Source organism: Pseudomonas endophytica (assembly GCF_001411475.1).
Classification (GTDB): Bacteria; Pseudomonadota; Gammaproteobacteria; order Pseudomonadales; family Pseudomonadaceae; genus Aquipseudomonas; species Aquipseudomonas endophytica.
Window position 1 is genome coordinate 1 of sequence record NZ_LLWH01000113.1, and the last position, 17,908, is coordinate 17,908.

Annotated in this window: 15 protein-coding genes; 8 read left to right on the plus strand and 7 right to left on the minus strand. The window is 57.3% G+C overall.

Going from position 1 to position 17,908, the window contains the following annotated elements; translation table 11 throughout:
- Nucleotides 1-378 precede the first annotated feature (378 nt).
- From AQS70_RS09125 to AQS70_RS09155, 7 genes are all read left to right on the plus strand, one after another.
- Nucleotides 379-1,821: a TldD/PmbA family protein gene (locus tag AQS70_RS09125; RefSeq protein ID WP_055102489.1), complete on the plus strand. Its 1,443-nt coding sequence runs from the start codon at nucleotides 379-381 to the stop codon at nucleotides 1,819-1,821.
- Nucleotides 1,821-3,158, plus strand: coding sequence for a TldD/PmbA family protein (locus AQS70_RS09130; protein WP_055102490.1), 1,338 nt, complete (start codon nucleotides 1,821-1,823; stop codon nucleotides 3,156-3,158). Before AQS70_RS09125 ends, AQS70_RS09130 begins: the two co-directional genes overlap by 1 nt.
- Before the next feature lie 100 nt (nucleotides 3,159-3,258).
- Entirely contained in the window at nucleotides 3,259-4,689 is a 1,431-nt protein-coding gene (gene mdtD, locus AQS70_RS09135; protein WP_055102491.1) for a multidrug transporter subunit MdtD, read from the plus strand.
- A 303-nt stretch (nucleotides 4,690-4,992) separates the two neighbouring features.
- Entirely contained in the window at nucleotides 4,993-6,330 is a 1,338-nt protein-coding gene (gene dbpA, locus AQS70_RS09140) for an ATP-dependent RNA helicase DbpA (RefSeq protein WP_241492817.1), read from the plus strand.
- 38 nt (nucleotides 6,331-6,368) lie between these two features.
- The gene (locus AQS70_RS09145) at nucleotides 6,369-7,547 is read left to right on the plus strand and encodes a BaiN/RdsA family NAD(P)/FAD-dependent oxidoreductase (protein ID WP_055102492.1); all 1,179 of its coding nucleotides are present in this window, start codon (nucleotides 6,369-6,371) and stop codon (nucleotides 7,545-7,547) included.
- Between the two features lie 170 nt (nucleotides 7,548-7,717).
- A complete protein-coding gene (yccS, locus tag AQS70_RS09150; RefSeq protein WP_055102493.1) occupies nucleotides 7,718-9,892 on the plus strand; it encodes a YccS family putative transporter in 2,175 nt (724 codons plus the stop codon).
- Nucleotides 9,893-9,966: 74 nt separating this feature from the next.
- On the plus strand, nucleotides 9,967-10,419 hold the full coding sequence (locus tag AQS70_RS09155) for a GNAT family N-acetyltransferase (RefSeq protein ID WP_055102494.1): 453 nt from the start codon (nucleotides 9,967-9,969) through the stop codon (nucleotides 10,417-10,419).
- On the opposite strand, the gene AQS70_RS09160 is transcribed toward AQS70_RS09155, so the two are convergent.
- Both AQS70_RS09160 and AQS70_RS09165 read right to left on the minus strand, forming a co-directional pair.
- A complete protein-coding gene (locus AQS70_RS09160; RefSeq protein WP_055102495.1) occupies nucleotides 10,416-10,712 on the minus strand; it encodes a winged helix-turn-helix domain-containing protein in 297 nt (98 codons plus the stop codon). The two genes, AQS70_RS09155 and AQS70_RS09160, sit on opposite strands and share 4 nt — an antisense overlap.
- Nucleotides 10,713-11,249 carry a YgjP-like metallopeptidase domain-containing protein gene (locus AQS70_RS09165; protein WP_055102496.1) on the minus strand — a complete coding sequence of 179 codons (537 nt, stop codon included), beginning with the start codon at nucleotides 11,247-11,249 and terminating at the stop codon, nucleotides 10,713-10,715.
- A 188-nt stretch (nucleotides 11,250-11,437) separates the two neighbouring features.
- Here AQS70_RS09165 and AQS70_RS09170 point away from each other — a divergent pair, with 188 nt between their 5' ends.
- Nucleotides 11,438-11,830 carry a hypothetical protein gene (locus tag AQS70_RS09170; protein ID WP_055102497.1) on the plus strand — a complete coding sequence of 131 codons (393 nt, stop codon included), beginning with the start codon at nucleotides 11,438-11,440 and terminating at the stop codon, nucleotides 11,828-11,830.
- A 120-nt stretch (nucleotides 11,831-11,950) separates the two neighbouring features.
- On the opposite strand, the gene fba is transcribed toward AQS70_RS09170, so the two are convergent.
- From fba to tkt, 5 genes are all read right to left on the minus strand, one after another.
- Nucleotides 11,951-13,015 carry a class II fructose-bisphosphate aldolase gene (fba, locus tag AQS70_RS09175; RefSeq protein WP_007913760.1) on the minus strand — a complete coding sequence of 355 codons (1,065 nt, stop codon included), beginning with the start codon at nucleotides 13,013-13,015 and terminating at the stop codon, nucleotides 11,951-11,953.
- A 231-nt stretch (nucleotides 13,016-13,246) separates the two neighbouring features.
- Nucleotides 13,247-13,465 (minus strand): hypothetical protein, encoded by a 219-nt coding sequence (locus AQS70_RS09180; RefSeq protein ID WP_055102498.1) that lies wholly within the window; start codon nucleotides 13,463-13,465, stop codon nucleotides 13,247-13,249.
- Between the two features lie 32 nt (nucleotides 13,466-13,497).
- Nucleotides 13,498-14,661, minus strand: coding sequence for a phosphoglycerate kinase (locus tag AQS70_RS09185; RefSeq protein WP_055102499.1), 1,164 nt, complete (start codon nucleotides 14,659-14,661; stop codon nucleotides 13,498-13,500).
- A gap of 26 nt (nucleotides 14,662-14,687) precedes the next feature.
- A complete protein-coding gene (gene epd, locus AQS70_RS09190; protein WP_055102500.1) occupies nucleotides 14,688-15,743 on the minus strand; it encodes an erythrose-4-phosphate dehydrogenase in 1,056 nt (351 codons plus the stop codon).
- Between the two features lie 112 nt (nucleotides 15,744-15,855).
- Nucleotides 15,856-17,853: a transketolase gene (gene tkt, locus AQS70_RS09195; RefSeq protein ID WP_055102501.1), complete on the minus strand. Its 1,998-nt coding sequence runs from the start codon at nucleotides 17,851-17,853 to the stop codon at nucleotides 15,856-15,858.
- Nucleotides 17,854-17,908 lie beyond the last annotated feature (55 nt).

Sequence of the window (17,908 nt, forward strand, 5' to 3'; positions counted from 1 at the left end):
CACCGCATCAAACTGACGCTCAACAACCTAAGCCCTGTGGAGTACAGGACCCGGGCTGCGCAGATTGCTAGCTAACCTGTCCAACTTTTGGGGGGCAGTCCACTTTGTAGGAGCTGGCGTAGGCTGCGATCTTTAGATTTCAGGACGGCTCGATAGATCAAAAGCTCGCAGCCTTCGTGCCTCGGCAGCTCCTACGAAGGCTATGGCTTGCGCATGCTCCGTAGGAGCTGCCGAAGGCTGCGATCTTTTGATCTCAAAAAGATCACAAGCACGCTCACGCCTCTGCTTGCCCCCTTCTCTACTCAGGCCTACTCTAGGCCTCATTTCGCGCCTCACTCCCCGCTGTACACCCGACTTCCCCCTTTCGGAGGCCTGTGCATGTTCGATTTTTACCCTCAGCTCAAACAGCGCTTTGCCACGCTGCGCACCCGAGCCGAGTTCTTTTCGCTGCGTTATGTGCGCGAGTCCGGGCAATACCTGTCGGTGCGCAAGAATGTCGCAGAACCTCCGTCATTCATGCACGACCAAGGCGCGATGTTGACCGTGCGACTCAAGGGCGTGGAAGCGTATGCCGCCACCAACGATTTATCCCAAGCCGGGTTGCAAGCCGCACTGGAGCGCGCCGAGGCTCAAGCCCAATTGATTGGCGAACACGCGTTGCTCGACCTGAGCCACGAGCCGGTATCGAGCGCTCAAGCAGACTACTTTTCGCCCGATCTTGAGCAAACGTTTCCGTCGCTAAGCGATTGCTACGAGCTGCTGAGCGCCGAGTCTGGCAGCGTGCCTAACGACGAACGACTGGTCAGTTGGGTGGCCTCGCTCGGGCTGACACACGTCGAGCAGATCTACCTCAACAGCGCAGGCGCCCAATTGCGTCAGGCACAACGCTTTGTATTCCCCGGTATGAGCGTGACCGCCTATGACGGCCATAACAGCCAAAGCCGCAACTTAGGCCGGGAGAATTTTGGCCAGCAAGGCGGCGCCGATGTGATCCGCCGCTGCGGGTTGATCGGCTCAGGTTCAACCGTCGCCGACCAAGCGCTGCAACTGCTGCTCGCCCCAAACACCCCGCAAGGCAAGCGCGACCTACTGCTGATGCCAGATCAAATGACTCTGCAAATTCATGAGTCCATCGGCCATCCGCTAGAGCTGGATCGCATTTTGGGTGACGAGCGCAATTACGCGGGCACCAGCTTCGTCAAACTCAGTGACTTCGGCAGCCTGCGTTATGGCTCGCCGCTGCTCAACGTGACCTTCGACCCGACGATCCCGGAGCAACTGGCCAGTTACCAGCATGACGATGACGGCACCCCGGCGCACAAAGAATTTCTGATCCGTGAAGGTGTGTTGCTGCGCCCATTGGGCGGCGCGCTGTCACAGTTCCGGGCGGGGCTTGAAGGGGTGGCCAATAGCCGTGCTTGCAGTTGGAACCGCGCACCGATTGACCGCATGGCCAACCTCAATATCGAGCCGGGCGAGCAGTCGATGGCGCAACTGATTGGCGGCATTGAAAGCGGCATTTTGATGGCCAACAACCGATCGTGGTCGATTGACGATGCCCGTAACAAGTTCCAGTTTGGCTGCGAGTGGGGCCAGTTGATCGAAAATGGCGAACTCAAAGGCGTGGTCAAAAACCCTAACTACCGGGGGATTTCCGAGCAGTTCTGGCGCAACCTCAGCGCCGTGGGCGACGTCAGCACCTTCAAAGTGTTGGGTACGCCTAACTGCGGCAAGGGTGAACCAAATCAGGTTATTCGCGTGGGCCATGCGTCCCCGGCATGTGTGTTCAGTCAAGTGGATGTTTTTGGAGGGGATGCCTGATGCATACCGCCTTGAGTCAGGCCGAGCAGTTTGAAGCGTTGGTGGCATGGTTGCACAAGGCCACACTTAGCCCTGAGCAATTCACCGTGGGCTACGACGCTGAAGCCTCGACGTTTATTCGCTTCAATAAAGGCAAGGTGCGCCAAGCTGGTGCGGTACAGCAAGCCAGCCTCAGCCTTAAGCTGATTAATAGCGGGCGCCATGCCAGCATCAAAGTCACCTTGGCCGGTGAGCTTGCTGTTGATCAACAGCGCTTGGCTGACGCTTTGGGGCAATTGCGTGAAACCTTGCCGCTGCTGCCCGTCGATCCGTATTTGCAACTCAACCCTGAGCCGTGGCAGAGCCATACGGTGCAAGCTGAGCCGTTGCCGGACACGGCCCATGTGCTGGATGACATCCGCCGCGCCGCCAAAGGGGTCGATCTGGTGGGGTTCTTCGCCAGTGGCCCGATCAGTTATGGCTACGCCAGTTCGCAAGGCGCGCTGGGCTGGCATCAAGCCAACAGCTTCAATTTTGATTGGAGCCTGTTCCACAGCAATGGCCAAGCCGTTAAAGCCAGCTACGCCGGGGCGCATTGGGACAGCGAACTCTTTGCTCTGCGCATGCAAACAGCCCGCGAGCAGTTGGCGTTTTTGGACCGCCCGGCGCACGTGCTGGCACCGGGTGAGTACCGTGCTTATCTGGCGCCCGCAGCGTTGGAGGAGGTGATGAGCATGTTGTGTTGGGGCGGCTTCTCGGCTCAAACATTAGCCAGCAAGTACAGCCCGTTGCAAAAGCTGTATGCCGGTGATGCGCAATTGAGCCCACTGGTATCACTCGACGAACAGGTCAGTGGCTCTTTGAGCCCGGCGTTTTCAGACGAGGGATACCCGCGCCAGGATTTGTCGTTGGTCAAACTCGGCAAGGCCGATCAGTCATTGGTGGGGTCGCGCAGTGCGGCCGAATATGGGCTTGAGGCCAACGGCGCCCACGCAGGCGAAGCGCCGAGTGCGCTGGCGATGGCTGCCGGGCAACTGGCACAGGCCGATATTCTCAAGCAGTTGGGCACCGGGCTGTACATCAGCAACTTGTGGTACTTGAACTATTCTGATCAACCAGCGGCACGTTTGACCGGCATGACCCGGTTTGCCACGTTTTGGGTCGAGAATGGCGAGATCAAAGCGCCGGTCAATACCATGCGTTTTGATGACAGCGTCTACAGCCTGCTGGGCACGCAACTCGAAGCACTCACGGCAGACCGTGAACTGCTGGTATCGGCCAGCACCTACGACCAGCGGCAGACTGCGTCGAATTTATTACCGGGTGCCTTGGTCAAAAAACTCACGTTGACCCTATAACCTGTAGGCGCTGGCGCAGGCTGCGATCTTTTGATCGTTTAAAAAGATCGCAGCCTGCCCCAGTTCCTACGCAAGATCCTCGAATAATGCCAGAGGTCCTATGCCGACACGCCCGGTTCTCACGCCCGAAATATTACGTTGGTTGCCATGGGTGGTGGCCATCGCGTTTTTCATGCAGTCGCTCGATGGCACGATCCTCAATACCGCCCTGCCCGACATGGCCCGCGACCTCAAAGAAAACCCGCTGCGCATGCAAGGGGTGATCGTTGCGTACATGCTCACGGTGGCCTTATTGATCCCGGCTTCAGGGTGGATCGCTGACCGCTTCGGCACCAAGAAAATCTTTTTCAGCGCCATTTTGCTGTTCAGCATTGGCTCGCTGTGTTGCGCCTTGTCGAACACCCTCGACCAATTGATCGCCGCCCGTGTGCTGCAAGGGCTGGGCGGCGCTTTGATGGTGCCGGTTGGGCGCTTGGTGGTGCTCAAGGCTTATCCGCGTACAGAGCTGGTGCGGATCATGGGGTTTATTACCATCCCCGGCCTGCTCGGCCCTCTGATCGGCCCGACCCTAGGCGGCTGGATGGTGCAGTACCTGAGCTGGCACTGGATTTTTTTGATCAACTTGCCGGTGGGCATGGTCGGTTGCTGGTGCGTCTGGAAGCTAATTCCCGACTTGCGCGGTGACGGTCGTACACGCTTCGACACCTTAGGCTTTGTGCTGTTTGGCGCAGCAATGGTGTTTATCACCGTTGCGATGGAAGGGTTGGGCGAGCTGCACATGCCGCATTTGCGTGTCATGTTGCTGCTGTTTGCGGGGTTGGCGTGTTTGGCCGCGTATTGGCTGCGAGCTGCAAATATCAGCAACCCGCTGTTCTCGCCCGTGCTATTTAAAACCAAGACCTTTGCAGTGGGCATTCTGGGCAACTTGTTTGCGCGCTTGGGCAGCGGCGCATTGCCGTTTTTGGTGCCGCTGCTGCTGCAAGTGGCGCTGGGCTATTCACCGTCAGAAGCCGGGATGAGCATGCTGCCCTTGGCGGCAGCAGCGATGGTGGCTAAATGGGGCGCTCGGCCATTGATCGAACGCTTGGGCTACCGCACGATCCTGACCGGCAATACGCTGGCGCTGGGTTTGATGCTGGCCAGCATGGGCTTGGTCACCGCACAAACGCCGTATCCGTTGCTGCTGGCCATGCTGGCCGTTTTGGGCGCGATCAACTCGTTGCAGTTCACGGCCATGAACACCGTGACCCTGATCGACCTCGATGACGCCAGCGCCAGCAGCGGTAACAGCTTGCTGTCGGTGGTGGCGCAATTGTCCCTAAGCTTGGGGGTGGCCTGCGCCGGTGCGTTGCTGGGCGGCTTCTCGGGCGACGGTGCCAGTGATGGCGTCGACACCGTGTTGGGTGCGTTCCAACTGACCTTTTTGACAGTCGGCATCATGGCCATGTTGGCGGCAGCGATCTTCCTACAACTGTCACCGCAAGACGGACGCAAGCCAAAAGCTAACTCGGAGCATGAGTTGGATCACTGATCCTCGACGGGCGCGATCTTTTAAGCGATTAACAGATCGCAGCCTTCGGCAGCTCCTCCAGCGCTGGGAGGCGGCTCATTCTTTGCGTAGGAGCTGCCGCAGGCTGCGAGCTTTAGTTTTAAAGATCAAAAGATCGCAGCCTTCGGCAGCTCCTAGGGGTTGTGTGGGGTTTGGAGTGACTTCTCGTCCAGAATGTTCGGGCATTGGGCAACGGGCTGTTACACTGCGCGACATTTTGTTTTGCAGGCCAGTCCCGTGACCACCATCGCCACCGCTTTTAATACTCTGCCTCTGTCCGCCGCCATGTTGGCTAACCTCGACTCCCTCGGTTATGCCCAGATGACGCCGATTCAGGCGCAGAGCTTGCCGGTGATCCTCAAAGGCATGGACCTGATCGCTCAAGCCAAGACTGGCAGCGGCAAAACCGCCGCTTTTGGTATCGGCCTGCTGAACCCGATCAACCCGCGCTATTTCGGTTGCCAAGCGCTGGTGATCTGCCCGACACGCGAATTGGCTGACCAAGTGGCCAAAGAAATCCGCCGTCTGGCCCGCGCCGAAGACAACATCAAAGTGCTGACCCTGTGTGGCGGCGTGTCGTTCGGCCCACAAATCGGCTCGCTGGAACACGGCGCGCATATCATCGTCGGCACCCCAGGCCGTATCCAGCAACATTTGCGCAAAGGTTCGCTGGTGCTCGACGGTCTGAACACCTTGGTGCTCGACGAAGCCGATCGCATGCTCGACATGGGGTTCTACGACGCCATCGAAGACATCATTGTGCAGACCCCTGAACGTCGCCAGACTCTACTGTTTTCGGCCACCTACCCGGTCGGCATCAAGCAGTTGTCGTCCAAGTTCATGCGCAACCCGCAGCAGGTCAAAGCAGAAGCGCTGCACACTGACAGCCAGATCGAGCAGCGTTTCTACGAGATCTCCCCTGACGAGCGCATGAGCGCTGTGACCAAGGTGCTGGGGCACTTCCGTCCGCAGTCGTGCGTGGCGTTCTGCTTCACCAAGCAGCAGGTGCAAGAAACCGTTGATCACCTGACCTCCAAGGGGATTTCTGCGGTTGGCCTGCACGGTGACTTAGAGCAGCGTGACCGCGATCAAGTGCTGGCGATGTTCGCCAACCGTTCGACGTCGGTACTGGTGGCCACTGACGTTGCGGCCCGAGGTCTGGACATTGATGCGCTGGACATGGTGATCAACGTTGAGTTGGCCCGTGATTCGGAAATCCACATTCACCGTGTGGGCCGTACTGGCCGTGCAGGCGAAAAAGGGATCGCGATCAGTCTGGTAGCGCCGTCAGAGGCACACCGCGCTCAGGCTATCGAACAACTGCAAAAAGCCCCGCTGAATTGGGAATCGCTGGATACCCTCACCTCCAAAGGCGGCGCCCCATTGCTGCCAGCCATGAGCACACTGGTGATTGCAGCGGGCCGCAAAGACAAGGTTCGCCCCGGTGACATTTTGGGCGCATTGACGGGCGAGGCCGGGATTGCAGGTGCGCAAGTGGGCAAAATCGCGATTTTTGACTTCCAAGCGTACGTCGCTGTTGACCGCACGATTGCTAAACAAGCCGCTCAGCGCCTGAGCGACGGCAAAATCAAAGGCCGTTCGCTGCGCGTTCGCGTGTTGTAAACCCCACAATACACCCCCCGTTTTTTGAGGACACCGCTTTGCGTACCACCGACGTTGTGATTATTGGCGCTGGCGCCGCAGGTTTAATGTGCGCGCTGACCGCTGCGAAACGTGGGCGCAAGGTGATGTTGATCGACCACGCCAACAAGGCCGGTAAAAAGATCCTGATGTCGGGCGGGGGCCGCTGTAACTTCACCAATATGTACACCGAGCCGAGCAATTTTTTGTCGCAGAACCCTCACTTCTGCAAATCGGCGCTGGCCCGTTACACGCAATGGGATTTCATCGAGCTGGTGAGCAAACACGGTGTGCCTTATCACGAGAAAAAGCTCGGCCAGTTGTTCTGCGATAACAAGTCCAGCGACATCCTCGATATGCTCCTCAGTGAATGTCAGCAAGCCGGTGTCAGCCTGCACTTGGACACTTCGGTTGAGCAGATCGAGAAAACCGACGGCGGTTATAGCCTCAAGACCACGCTGGATCAGTTGAACTGCCTGTCGCTGGTCATCGCCACGGGCGGCCTGTCGATTCCCACCCTTGGCGCGACCGGTTTTGGTTATCAAGTGGCCAAGCAGTTTGGCCATACATTGCTACCGACCCGGGCCGGGTTGGTGCCGTTCACCATTACAGATCAGCTCAAAGAGATCTGCACTGAACTCTCGGGCACCTCGGTAGATTGCCTAGTGAGCTGCAACGATCAAAGCTTTCGCGAGAACATTCTGTTCACTCACCGTGGCTTGAGCGGCCCAGCGATTTTGCAAATCTCATCGTTCTGGCAATCGGGAGACACGGTTGAGATCAACTTGCTGCCAGACCTAGACGCCTTGAGCTGGCTGCAAACCCAACAAGCTGAACGCCCGAACAGCGAACTTAAAACCCTGCTCGGTGAAATTTTCACCAAGAAAATGGCCACCTTGCTGGCCGAACACTGGTTTGTGTCCAAGCCGATGAAGCAGTACACCCCGGGTGAACTGGCTGAGGTGGCTGGCAAGCTGGCCTTTTGGACGGTTGTACCTGCCGGAACCGAAGGCTATCGCACCGCTGAAGTAACGCTGGGCGGGGTCGATACCCGAGAGGTGTCATCTAAGACGATGGAATCACTCAAAAGCCCGGGGCTGTATTTTGTCGGCGAAGTGCTGGATGTGAGCGGCCACTTGGGCGGTTTCAACTTTCAGTGGGCGTGGGCATCGGGGTACGCGGCCGCGCAGTTCGTTTGACCCCAACAGCATAGGCTGCGATTTTTTTGATTTGGCTTTGAAAGATCGCAGCCTTCGGCAGCTGCGCATAACCGCATTAAAAATATTTTCTGTTCGATGTGAACAGTGCCATTGTACTAACGTCTTATCTGCCTCAATTTAGCGAATCACGAGCTAGGCACCGCCACTCCATGTCATCGACCTCTTTGCGTCAGTCATTGCGCCGCCTGTGGGCGCGGGACAAGTTCAGTTACAGCGTTCGGGTATTCATTGCCCTCACCGGCAGCATGGCTTTTTGCTGGTATCAGGACGAGATGTCGCTGCTAATTCCTTTGTTCTTGGGGATTATTGCCAGCGCCTTGTCAGAGACAGATGACAGCTGGCAAGGCCGCTTGAACGCGTTGCTGGTGACGCTGGTGTGTTTCAGCGCATCGGCATTGAGCGTCGAATTACTCTTTCCCTACCCCTGGCTATTGGTCTGTGCATTAGCCTTGGCCAGTTTTGGCCTGACCATGCTCGGTGCGCTGGGCGAGCGCTACGGCGCCATTGCCTCGGCCACGCTGATTTTGGCCGTGTACACCATGATTGGCGTTGATCAACGCGGCGGCGAGGTCACCGATTTCTGGCACGAACCCATGTTGCTGGTGGCGGGCGCCGCTTGGTACGGCCTGCTGTCAGTGCTGTGGCAGGCGATGTTTTCCCACCAGCCGGTGCAGCAAAGTTTGGCGCGACTGTTCTGGGAACTGGGTCTGTATCTCAAGCTTAAGTCGTCGCTGTTTGAGCCGGTGCGCAACGTGGATATTGAAGCCGGCCGATTGGAGCTGGCCCGACAGAATGGACGGGTAGTGGCCGCATTGAATGCCGCGAAAGAGATCATTTTGCATCGGGTCGGCAGCTCGCGGCCGGGTTCTAAAATCAGCCGCTACCTCAAGATGTACTTCCTCGCCCAAGACATTCACGAGCGCGCCAGCTCATCGCACTACCCGTACAACGCGCTGGCCGAGGCCTTTTTCCACAGTGACGTGATGTTCCGCTGCCAACGCCTGTTGCGCCAACAGGGTGTGGCCTGCCAGCGCCTCTCAGAGTCCATCAAGCTGCGCCAGCCGTTTGTCTATGACGACAGTTTTGCCGAAGCGCTGGCCGACTTGCACGCCTCGCTCGAACACTTGCGCATCCAAAGCAATCCGGCCTGGCGCGGGCTACTGCGTTCATTACGCGCATTGGCAGCTAACCTAGGTACGCTCGATCGCCTGCTCAGTGATGCGAGCAACCCCGATACCCTAGCCGATGCGACGGACAGCAGCCTGCTGGACCGCTCGCCTCGCAACCTCAAGGATGTAGGGGCGCGCTTGCGTCAGCACCTTACGCCCACCTCGCTGATCTTTCGCCACGCCTTGCGCCTGCCATTGGCCCTGAGCATCGGTTTTGCGATGGTGCACTGGATTCACCCAAGCCAAGGTTACTGGATCATCCTCACTACGCTGTTCGTCTGCCAACCGAGCTACGGCGCCACACGGCGCAAGTTCAGCCAGCGGATCATCGGTACGTCCATCGGCCTAGCCGTGGGTTGGGCGCTATTCGACTTGTTCCCAAACCCGCTGGTGCAATCTATGTTTGCGGTGGTGGCCGGGGTGGTGTTCTTTATCAACCGCACCACGCGTTACACCCTGAGCACAGCCGCCATCACCTTGATGATTCTGTTTTGCTTCAATCAGGTGGGCGACAGTTACGGGCTGTTCTTGCCTCGGCTGTTCGACACGTTGGTGGGCAGCGTGATTGCCGCTGCGGCAGTTTTCCTGTTCCTGCCTGACTGGCAGGGCCGTCGGCTCAATCAGGCGCTGGCTAATACGTTGAGCTGCAACAGCCAGTACCTACGCCAGATTTTGCAGCAATATGCGCAGGGCAAACGAGATGACCTGGCTTATCGCTTGGCAAGGCGTAACGCCCACAACGCTGACGCGGCACTCTCGACCACACTGGCTAACATGCTGATGGAACCTGGGCACTTTCGTAAAGACGCTGACATGGGCTTCCGCTTTTTGGTGATGTCGCACACCTTGCTCAGCTATTTGTCGGGCTTGGGCGCGCACCGCGGTACTGAGTTGCCGGTGGAGTTACGCGAGCAATTGATCGAGGGCGCAGGGCGACGTATTGCAGACAGTATTGACCTGATAGCCAAAGGTCTGAGCGCTAAACTCCCGGTGGCGGTGCAGAGCGACGAGGAAGAGGCAATGGCCAACGAACTGGAGCAGATGCCAGACGATAGCGATGAAGACCAGCGATTAGTGCAAACCCAATTGGCCCTTATTTGCCGTCAACTGGGCCCCTTACGCACCTTGGCCGCGCATTTGGTCAAAGCTCCGTAGGATTTATCGCAGCTTGGCGGCCGTCAGCATCACGCCTACTATCGACTCATCGTTTCGATCTCAAGGACAACACCGTGACCATTGACTGGATCTGCAAGCACCACAACGACTTAGGTAAACAACAGCTCTACGCCATTCTGGAATTGCGCTCAAAGGTGTTCGTCGCCGAACAGGAATGCGCCTATCAAGACGTCGATGGGCAAGATCTTTGCGGCGATACGCTGCATGTGATGGGTTGGCAGGACGACCAACTGGTGGCCTACGCACGCTTGCTTGACCCCGAGTCTCAGGGCGGTGACGTGGTGATAGGCCGGGTGATCATTGCACCTGATGGCCGCGGGCAAAAACTTGGGCACACCCTGATCAAAGTGGCGCTGCGCAACATCGAAGAGTACTGGTCGGGGCAACCGATTTTCATGTCTGCACAGGCGCATTTACAGCCGTTTTATGAGCAACACGGTTTCCATGCTGAGGGCGAGCAGTACCTTGAAGATGACATCCCGCACATCGCCATGCGCCGCGATTAAGGGTAACCAAGCACCTGTTTAATCTGTTCCAGATGCTGCCCCACCCAGGCTTTGTCGACGGGGCCCCAACTGCGAATCTGATAGCGCCCGGCATGGTTTCGGGCGCCGTCCTGCTGCTCAAACTCACACACAATGTCTAGATCAGCCAAGGCCGCGATCGTGTCCTGAGCGGTACGCCGCGGCATGCCGGTGACCTCGGTCAGCGCTGGCACATTACTGGCGATGTGGCTGTCGATTAACCAAGCCACATACAAACGCCGATAAAAACTGCTTTTGGTTTTACTGACTTCCATTCAGAACTCCTTATTGGTCTTTGTGGGCAACAATACCTGCGGGCCTGGGTTGAGATCTCGCCATGTGAGGTACACCCGCAGGTCAAACTCCAGTTGGTGATAACCGGGCAACATGTGCTCGCATAATTTGTAGAACGCTTTGTTGTGGTCGGACTCTTTCAGATGCGCCAACTCATGAACCACGATCATTTTTAAAAACTCAGGCGCCGTCTCTTTGAACAATGAGGCTACGCGCAGCTCTTTCTTGGCTTTAAGTTTGCCACCCTGAACCCGCGAGATGGTGGTGTGCAGCCCCAACGCACGGTGAGTCAAGTCCAGTCGGTTATCAAACAACACCTTGTCAAAGGACGGCGCGTTGCGCAGGTATTCCTGTTTGAGTTCTTGGGCGTAGGCATACAAGGCTTTATCGCTTTGCACCGCGTGGCGCTGTGGATAACGCTCGCTTAGGTAGCTGCCCAACTGGTCGCGCTCAATCAGTTGACGCACCTGATCCTGCAACGTCTGAGGATAAGCCTGGAGGTATTTGAGAACAGTCATGAGGTGCCAACGCACAGCGTAAAGTTCGCCAGTGTAGCGAATTCAGCTTTTATGGCTACTTTGTCGGACTTTTACGCTGCTAAGAGACAGACGTTTCCGAGAAAACTGAGTGCCTGCAAGCGCTGCTTGCGACTTGGAAAGAGTCGGGGCTATCTTCACCCGTCGCTGACGAGCCCCGTGGATGAGACATGAAAAATCCGACACCCGCCGGTCCCAAGCCAAAGCGCACCCAGCGCGATGATCACCAGCACGATGACGCCACCCGGCAGATTCTCAAACGCCTGCAACAAAACCCGCGTGCCAATGTGGACACACTAAAACCCACTCAAGCGCACGAAATCAGCCCACAGTCACCGTTTACGGTACAGGCCGATGTGCGTGCCCTGGAGGCGTTGCAGCATGTCTCGATCATGCTCAAAAGCGCAGAAGAGGTGTCAGATGAAATCACCGAGTTGGCCAGCGGCGTAGAACGCGGCTTGGTGTGGTCGCTGGTGCATTCTGTCGAAATGGCTCGCTCGCTGGTGGATGCGCTGCTCAAGGGTAATGGCATAGATCCCGAAAAAACACACCCTACCTTGTAGGAGCTGCCGCTGGCTGCGAGCTTTTAACAATCTAAAGATCGCAGCCTGCGGCAGCTCCTACGAGGTCCCAAGAAGCACAAAAAAGCCCGCATCGCTGCAGGCTTTTCATAACGCTAAGGCTTAATTGACCTTGGCGTTCAGCTCACCTTTAAGGTAACGCTGGTACATGGCTTCCAGAGAGATCGGCTTGATCTTCGAGGCATTGCCCGCAGTACCGAACGCTTCGTAACGAGCGATACACACGTCACGCATGGCCGTTACAGTGGCGCCGAAGAATTTACGCGGGTCGAACTCGCTTGGGTTGGTGGCCATCAGGCGACGCATTGCACCGGTAGATGCCAGACGCAGGTCAGTGTCGATATTGACCTTACGCACGCCGTATTTGATACCTTCAACGATTTCTTCAACCGGCACACCGTAGGTCTCTTTGATGTCGCCGCCGTACTGGTTGATGATCGCCAGCCACTCTTGTGGCACAGAAGACGAACCGTGCATCACCAAGTGAGTGTTCGGGATGCGTTTGTGGATTTCTTTGATTCGGTCAATCGCCAATACGTCGCCGGTAGGCGGCTTGGTGAACTTGTAAGCACCGTGGGACGTACCAATGGCAATGGCCAAAGCATCCACTTGAGTACGTTTTACGAAGTCAGCCGCTTCTTCCGGGTCGGTCAGCATTTGGCTGTGGTCCAGAACGCCTTCAGCGCCAATACCGTCTTCTTCGCCCGCCATACCGGTTTCCAAGGAACCCAGGCAGCCCAGCTCGCCTTCAACCGACACACCACACGCGTGCGCCATGGCAACGGTTTGCTGAGTGACGCGAACGTTGTAGTCGTAGTCGGTTGGGGTTTTGCCGTCTTCGCCTAAAGAACCGTCCATCATCACCGAGCTGAAGCCCAGTTGGATCGAACGCTGGCAGACGTCAGGGCTGGTGCCGTGGTCTTGGTGCATGCACACCGGGATGTGCGGGAATTCTTCGATTGCCGCGAGAATCAGGTGACGCAGGAAAGGAGCACCCGCGTACTTACGCGCACCGGCCGAAGCCTGAACGATCACCGGGGAGTCAGTCTTGTCAGCGGCTTCCATGATCGCGCGCATCTGCTCAAGGTTGTTGACGTTGAAAGCTGGAACGCCGTAGCCGAATTCGGCGGCGTGGTCCAACATCTGGCGCATGCTGATAAGTGCCATTGTGTATGTCTCTCCCGGACAAGGGTCGTTAATCGTGCAAGCCTGCCGTAGCGGCGGCTGCGATTCAAGTTATTGCAGATCGGGGGTTAGCCCAGACTCTACGAATTCGATAGAGCTGAAACGTTACAGCTCTAGCTATAGCTGCACGCCCTTCTGTAAGAGCTAGCTTGCTCGCGATCTATTAAAAGATTAAAAGATCGCAGCCTGCGCCAGCTCCTACATCTGTAACCGTCAGGGACATCCGTGCTCTTTTGAAGGTTGGGGTCTCTCGTATTTTTCCAGTGCTTCAGGCCCTGAGCGCTTATTGACCAGCGGCACGCTCTGCGCCTGCCACTCAGCTTGGTAACAACCACTCTCTTCGGGAGTGGCGGGTTCTGCAGATGGCTCGGCCGAACCCGCACAACCGGCCAAAAAGCCCGCAACAATCAACAGCGGTAACAACTTGACCATGTCCATGCTTCCTTTCAGGGCCCGAATCATATTCAGGCTTTGGCGCGGCTTTCCAAGATTTCGACCGCAGGCAGTACCTTGCCTTCGACGAACTCCAAGAATGCACCGCCGCCGGTGGAGATGTAGGACACTTGATCAGCAATGCCGTACTTGTCGATAGCAGCCAAGGTGTCGCCACCGCCCGCAATCGAGAAAGCCGAGCTGTCGGCGATGGCTTGAGCCAGTACTTTGGTGCCGTTGCCAAACTGATCAAATTCAAACACACCCACCGGGCCGTTCCACAGAATGGTCTTGGACGACTTCAGCAGCTCAGCGAAGTGCGCAGCGGTTTGCGGACCAATGTCCAAGATCATGTCGTCAGCCGCCACGTCGCCAATCAGTTTGACAGTGGCCGCAGCAGACTCGGCGAACTCCTTGGCCACTACCACGTCAGTTGGGAGCGGCACGTTAACCTTGGCGGCGATGGCGCGAGCCGTGTCCAACAGATCGGGTTCGTACAGCGACTTGCCGACCGGGTGGCCGGCAGCGGCCAGGAAGGTATTGGCAATGCCGCCGCCCACGATCAGCAGATCGCAGATCTGGCTCAGGCTGTTGAGGACTTCGAGTTTAGTCGACACCTTGGAACCGGCAACAATGGCAGCCATTGGTTTGGCCGGGGCGCCCAGGGCTTTGCCCAGCGCGTCCAGCTCAGCGGCCAGCAAAGGGCCCGCCGCGGCCACTTCGGCGAACTTGGCGACGCCATGGGTAGAGCCTTCAGCGCGGTGGGCGGTGCCGAACGCGTCCATCACAAATACGTCGCACAGGGCGGCGTATTGCTTGGCCAGTTCGTCGGTGTTTTTCTTTTCGCCTTTGTTGAAGCGCACGTTTTCGAACAACACGATGTCGCCCGCTTTCACGTCAACGCCGTTCAAGTAGTCGCTGACCAGCGGTACGTCACGGCCCAAGGCCTTGCTCAAATAGTCAGCAACAGGCTTGAGGCTGTTTTCAGCCGAGAACTCACCTTCAGTCGGGCGCCCCAAGTGCGAGCAGACCATTAGTGCTGCGCCTTTTTCCAGCGCTAGCTTGATGGTCGGCAGCGAAGCAAGGATACGGGCATCGCTGGCAACAACACCGTCCTTTACTGGGACGTTGAGGTCTTCGCGGATCAGCACGCGCTTACCTTGCAGATCGAGGTCGGTCATCTTCAACACGGTCATGGGTCGCAGTTCCTGAGTATCTACTGTTAGAGAGCGGGTTTAGGGTGGGTGGCGTGCAAATAATGCTCTGCCACATCAATCATTCGATTGGCAAAACCCCATTCGTTGTCGAACCACGCCAGCAGGTTCACCAGCCGAGGGCCGGAAACACGGGTTTGGCTAGCATCGACGATGGCCGAATGCGGGTCATGGTTAAAATCGCAACTGGCGTGTGGCAACTCGGTATAAGCCAATAAGCCTTTGAGCGGGCCGCTGGTCGCCGCTTCGCGCAGCACGCGGTTAACCTCTACGGCGTCGGTATCGCGCGCGGTGATCAAGGTAATATCCAGACATGACACATTCAACGTCGGCACACGTACCGCTTTGGCCTGAATACGGCCTGCCAGCTCTGGCAATAAACGCTCAATGCCTTTGGCAAGGCCGGTAGAAACCGGAATCACCGACTGAAACGCCGAGCGGGTTCGACGCAAGTCTTCATGGTGATAGGCATCAATCACCGGCTGATCGTTCATCGCCGAGTGAATGGTGGTGATCGACACGTACTCAAGGCCAAACGCTTCATCGAGCAAGCGCAACAGCGGTACGCCGCAGTTGGTGGTACAAGACGCGTTGGACACCAAACGTTCGTCGCCGCTCAGGGTGTGCTGGTTAACGCCATACACGATGGTCGCGTCGACATCTGCTTCGCTGGCCATCGGGTGCGAAAACAGCACACGCGGGGCTCCGGCATCAAGAAAGCGCAGGCCATCGGCGCGCGTGTTGTAGACGCCGGAACACTCCAGCACTAAATCTACGCCCAACGCAGCCCAGTCGATGCCTTCGGGGGTGGCACTGCGGAATACTTTCACGCAGTCGCCATTAATATGCAGGCAATCGCCTTCGATCCTTATCTCGCCGGGGAACCGGCCATGTGTGGAGTCGAAGCGCGTCAAATATTCGAGACTGGCCATATCGGCCAAGTCATTCAATGCAACGATTTCGAACCCAGCAGCTGCCCCTCGCTCAAACAACGCACGCAAGACGCAACGACCCACGCGGCCGTAGCCGTTGAGTGCAACTTTGTAAGGACGCGGTTGAGGCATGGGGTTCTCTTATTAAGGGATTAGCAAAACAATCCCCGTAAGAGCTGCCGCAGGCTGCGATCTTTTAAGATCAAAAGATCGCAGCCTGCGGCAGCTCCTACGAGGGGCTTGCTTAGTCTTCCAGCAGCTCTTCAGCCTGACCCAGAATGTTTTCCAGGGTGAAGCCGAACTCTTCGAACAAGGCTGGTGCAGGCGCCGACTCACCATAGGTGGTCATGCCAATGACGCGGCCTTCCAAGCCCACGTACTTGTACCAGTAGTCTGCATGGGAGGCTTCGATGGCAATACGAGCGCTCACTTGCAGCGGCAGAACCGACTGCTTGTAGCCTGCATCTTGGGCTTCGAACACGCTGGTGCACGGCATCGAAACAACGCGTACTTTGCGGCCTTGCTCAGTCAGTTTTTCGTACGCCTGCACGGTCAAGCCCACTTCGGAACCGGCCGAGATCAAGATCAGCTCTGGCTCGCCTTCACAATCTTTGAGCACGTAACCACCACGGTTGATGTCGGCAATTTGACCGGCATCACGGGTTTGGTGGTTGAGGTTCTGACGAGAGAAGATCAGCGCCGAAGGGCCGTCCTTACGCTCCAGTGCGAACTTCCAAGCCGCTGCGGATTCAACCGCGTCAGCTGGGCGCCAAGTATCGAGGTTTGGCGTAGTACGCAGGCTGGTCAGTTGCTCAACCGGCTGGTGCGTCGGGCCGTCTTCGCCCAAACCAATGGAGTCGTGGGTGAACACATAGATCACGCGCTGCTTCATCAGAGCCGACATGCGGATGGCGTTACGAGCGTATTCCATGAACATCAGGAAGGTCGCCCCGTAAGGCACCAAGCCACCGTGCAGGGCAATACCGTTCATGATGGCGCTCATGCCGAACTCGCGTACGCCGTAGTACACGTAGTTGCCGCTGGCGTCTTCAGCGCTTACACCTTTGCAACCTTTCCAGAGGGTCAGGTTAGAACCGGCCAAGTCAGCCGAGCCGCCCAGCAGTTCTGGTAGCAGAGGGCCGTAAGCGTTAAGCGCATTTTGGCTGGCTTTACGGCTGGCAATGGTTTCGCCTTTAGCAGCGACTTCGGCGATGTACTCGTTAGCCTTACGATCAAAGTCCAGTGGCAGATCACCTTTCATGCGGCTGCCGAACTCGTTGGCCAACTGCGGAAACTCGGCAGCGTAGGCTTCAAAGCGCTGGTTCCACTCGGACTCAGCGGCGGCACCGGCTTGCTTGGCATCCCATTCGGCATAGATATCGGCCGGGATTTCAAACGGGCCGTGGTCCCAGTTCAGCGCTTTGCGGGTCAGGGCGATTTCATCGTTGCCTAGCGGAGCGCCGTGGCAATCTTCTTTGCCTTGCTTGTTCGGCGAGCCAAAACCAATGGTGGTTTTGCAGCAGATCAGCGTTGGCTTATCGCTTTTACGGGCCGTTTCGATCGCGGTTTTGATTTCTTCCGGGTCGTGACCGTCAACGTTGCGGATCACTTGCCAGTTGTAGGCTTCGAAACGCTTTGGCGTGTCGTCGGTGAACCAGCCTTCAACTTCACCATCAATCGAGATGCCGTTGTCGTCATAGAACGCGATGAGTTTGCTCAGGCCCAACGTACCGGCTAGCGAACTCACTTCGTGGGAAATGCCTTCCATCATGCAGCCATCACCCAGAAACACGTAGGTGTGGTGATCGACAATGTTATGACCTGGGCGGTTGAACTGCGCGCCCATGACTTTTTCAGCCAGGGCAAAGCCCACAGCGTTGGCCAAGCCCTGACCCAGTGGGCCAGTGGTGGTTTCAACGCCCGGCGTGTAACCGAACTCTGGGTGGCCCGGCGTACGGCTGTGCAGTTGGCGGAAGTTTTTCAGGTCGTCGATCGACAGGTCATAGCCGGTCAGGTGCAACAACGAGTAGATCAGCATCGAGCCGTGGCCGTTGGACAGCACGAAGCGGTCACGGTCAGCGAACGATGGATTGCTCGGGTTGTGCTTCAGATAATCGCGCCACAGTACTTCGGCGATATCCGCCATACCCATAGGGGCACCTGGATGGCCGCTGTTGGCTTTTTGCACGGCATCCATGCTGAGTGCACGAATGGCGTTGGCACGCTCACGACGGCTGGGCATCGCTGTTCTCCTGGGTATTGAAAGTTAAATCGAAACGGAAAAAAGGCGAGCATTT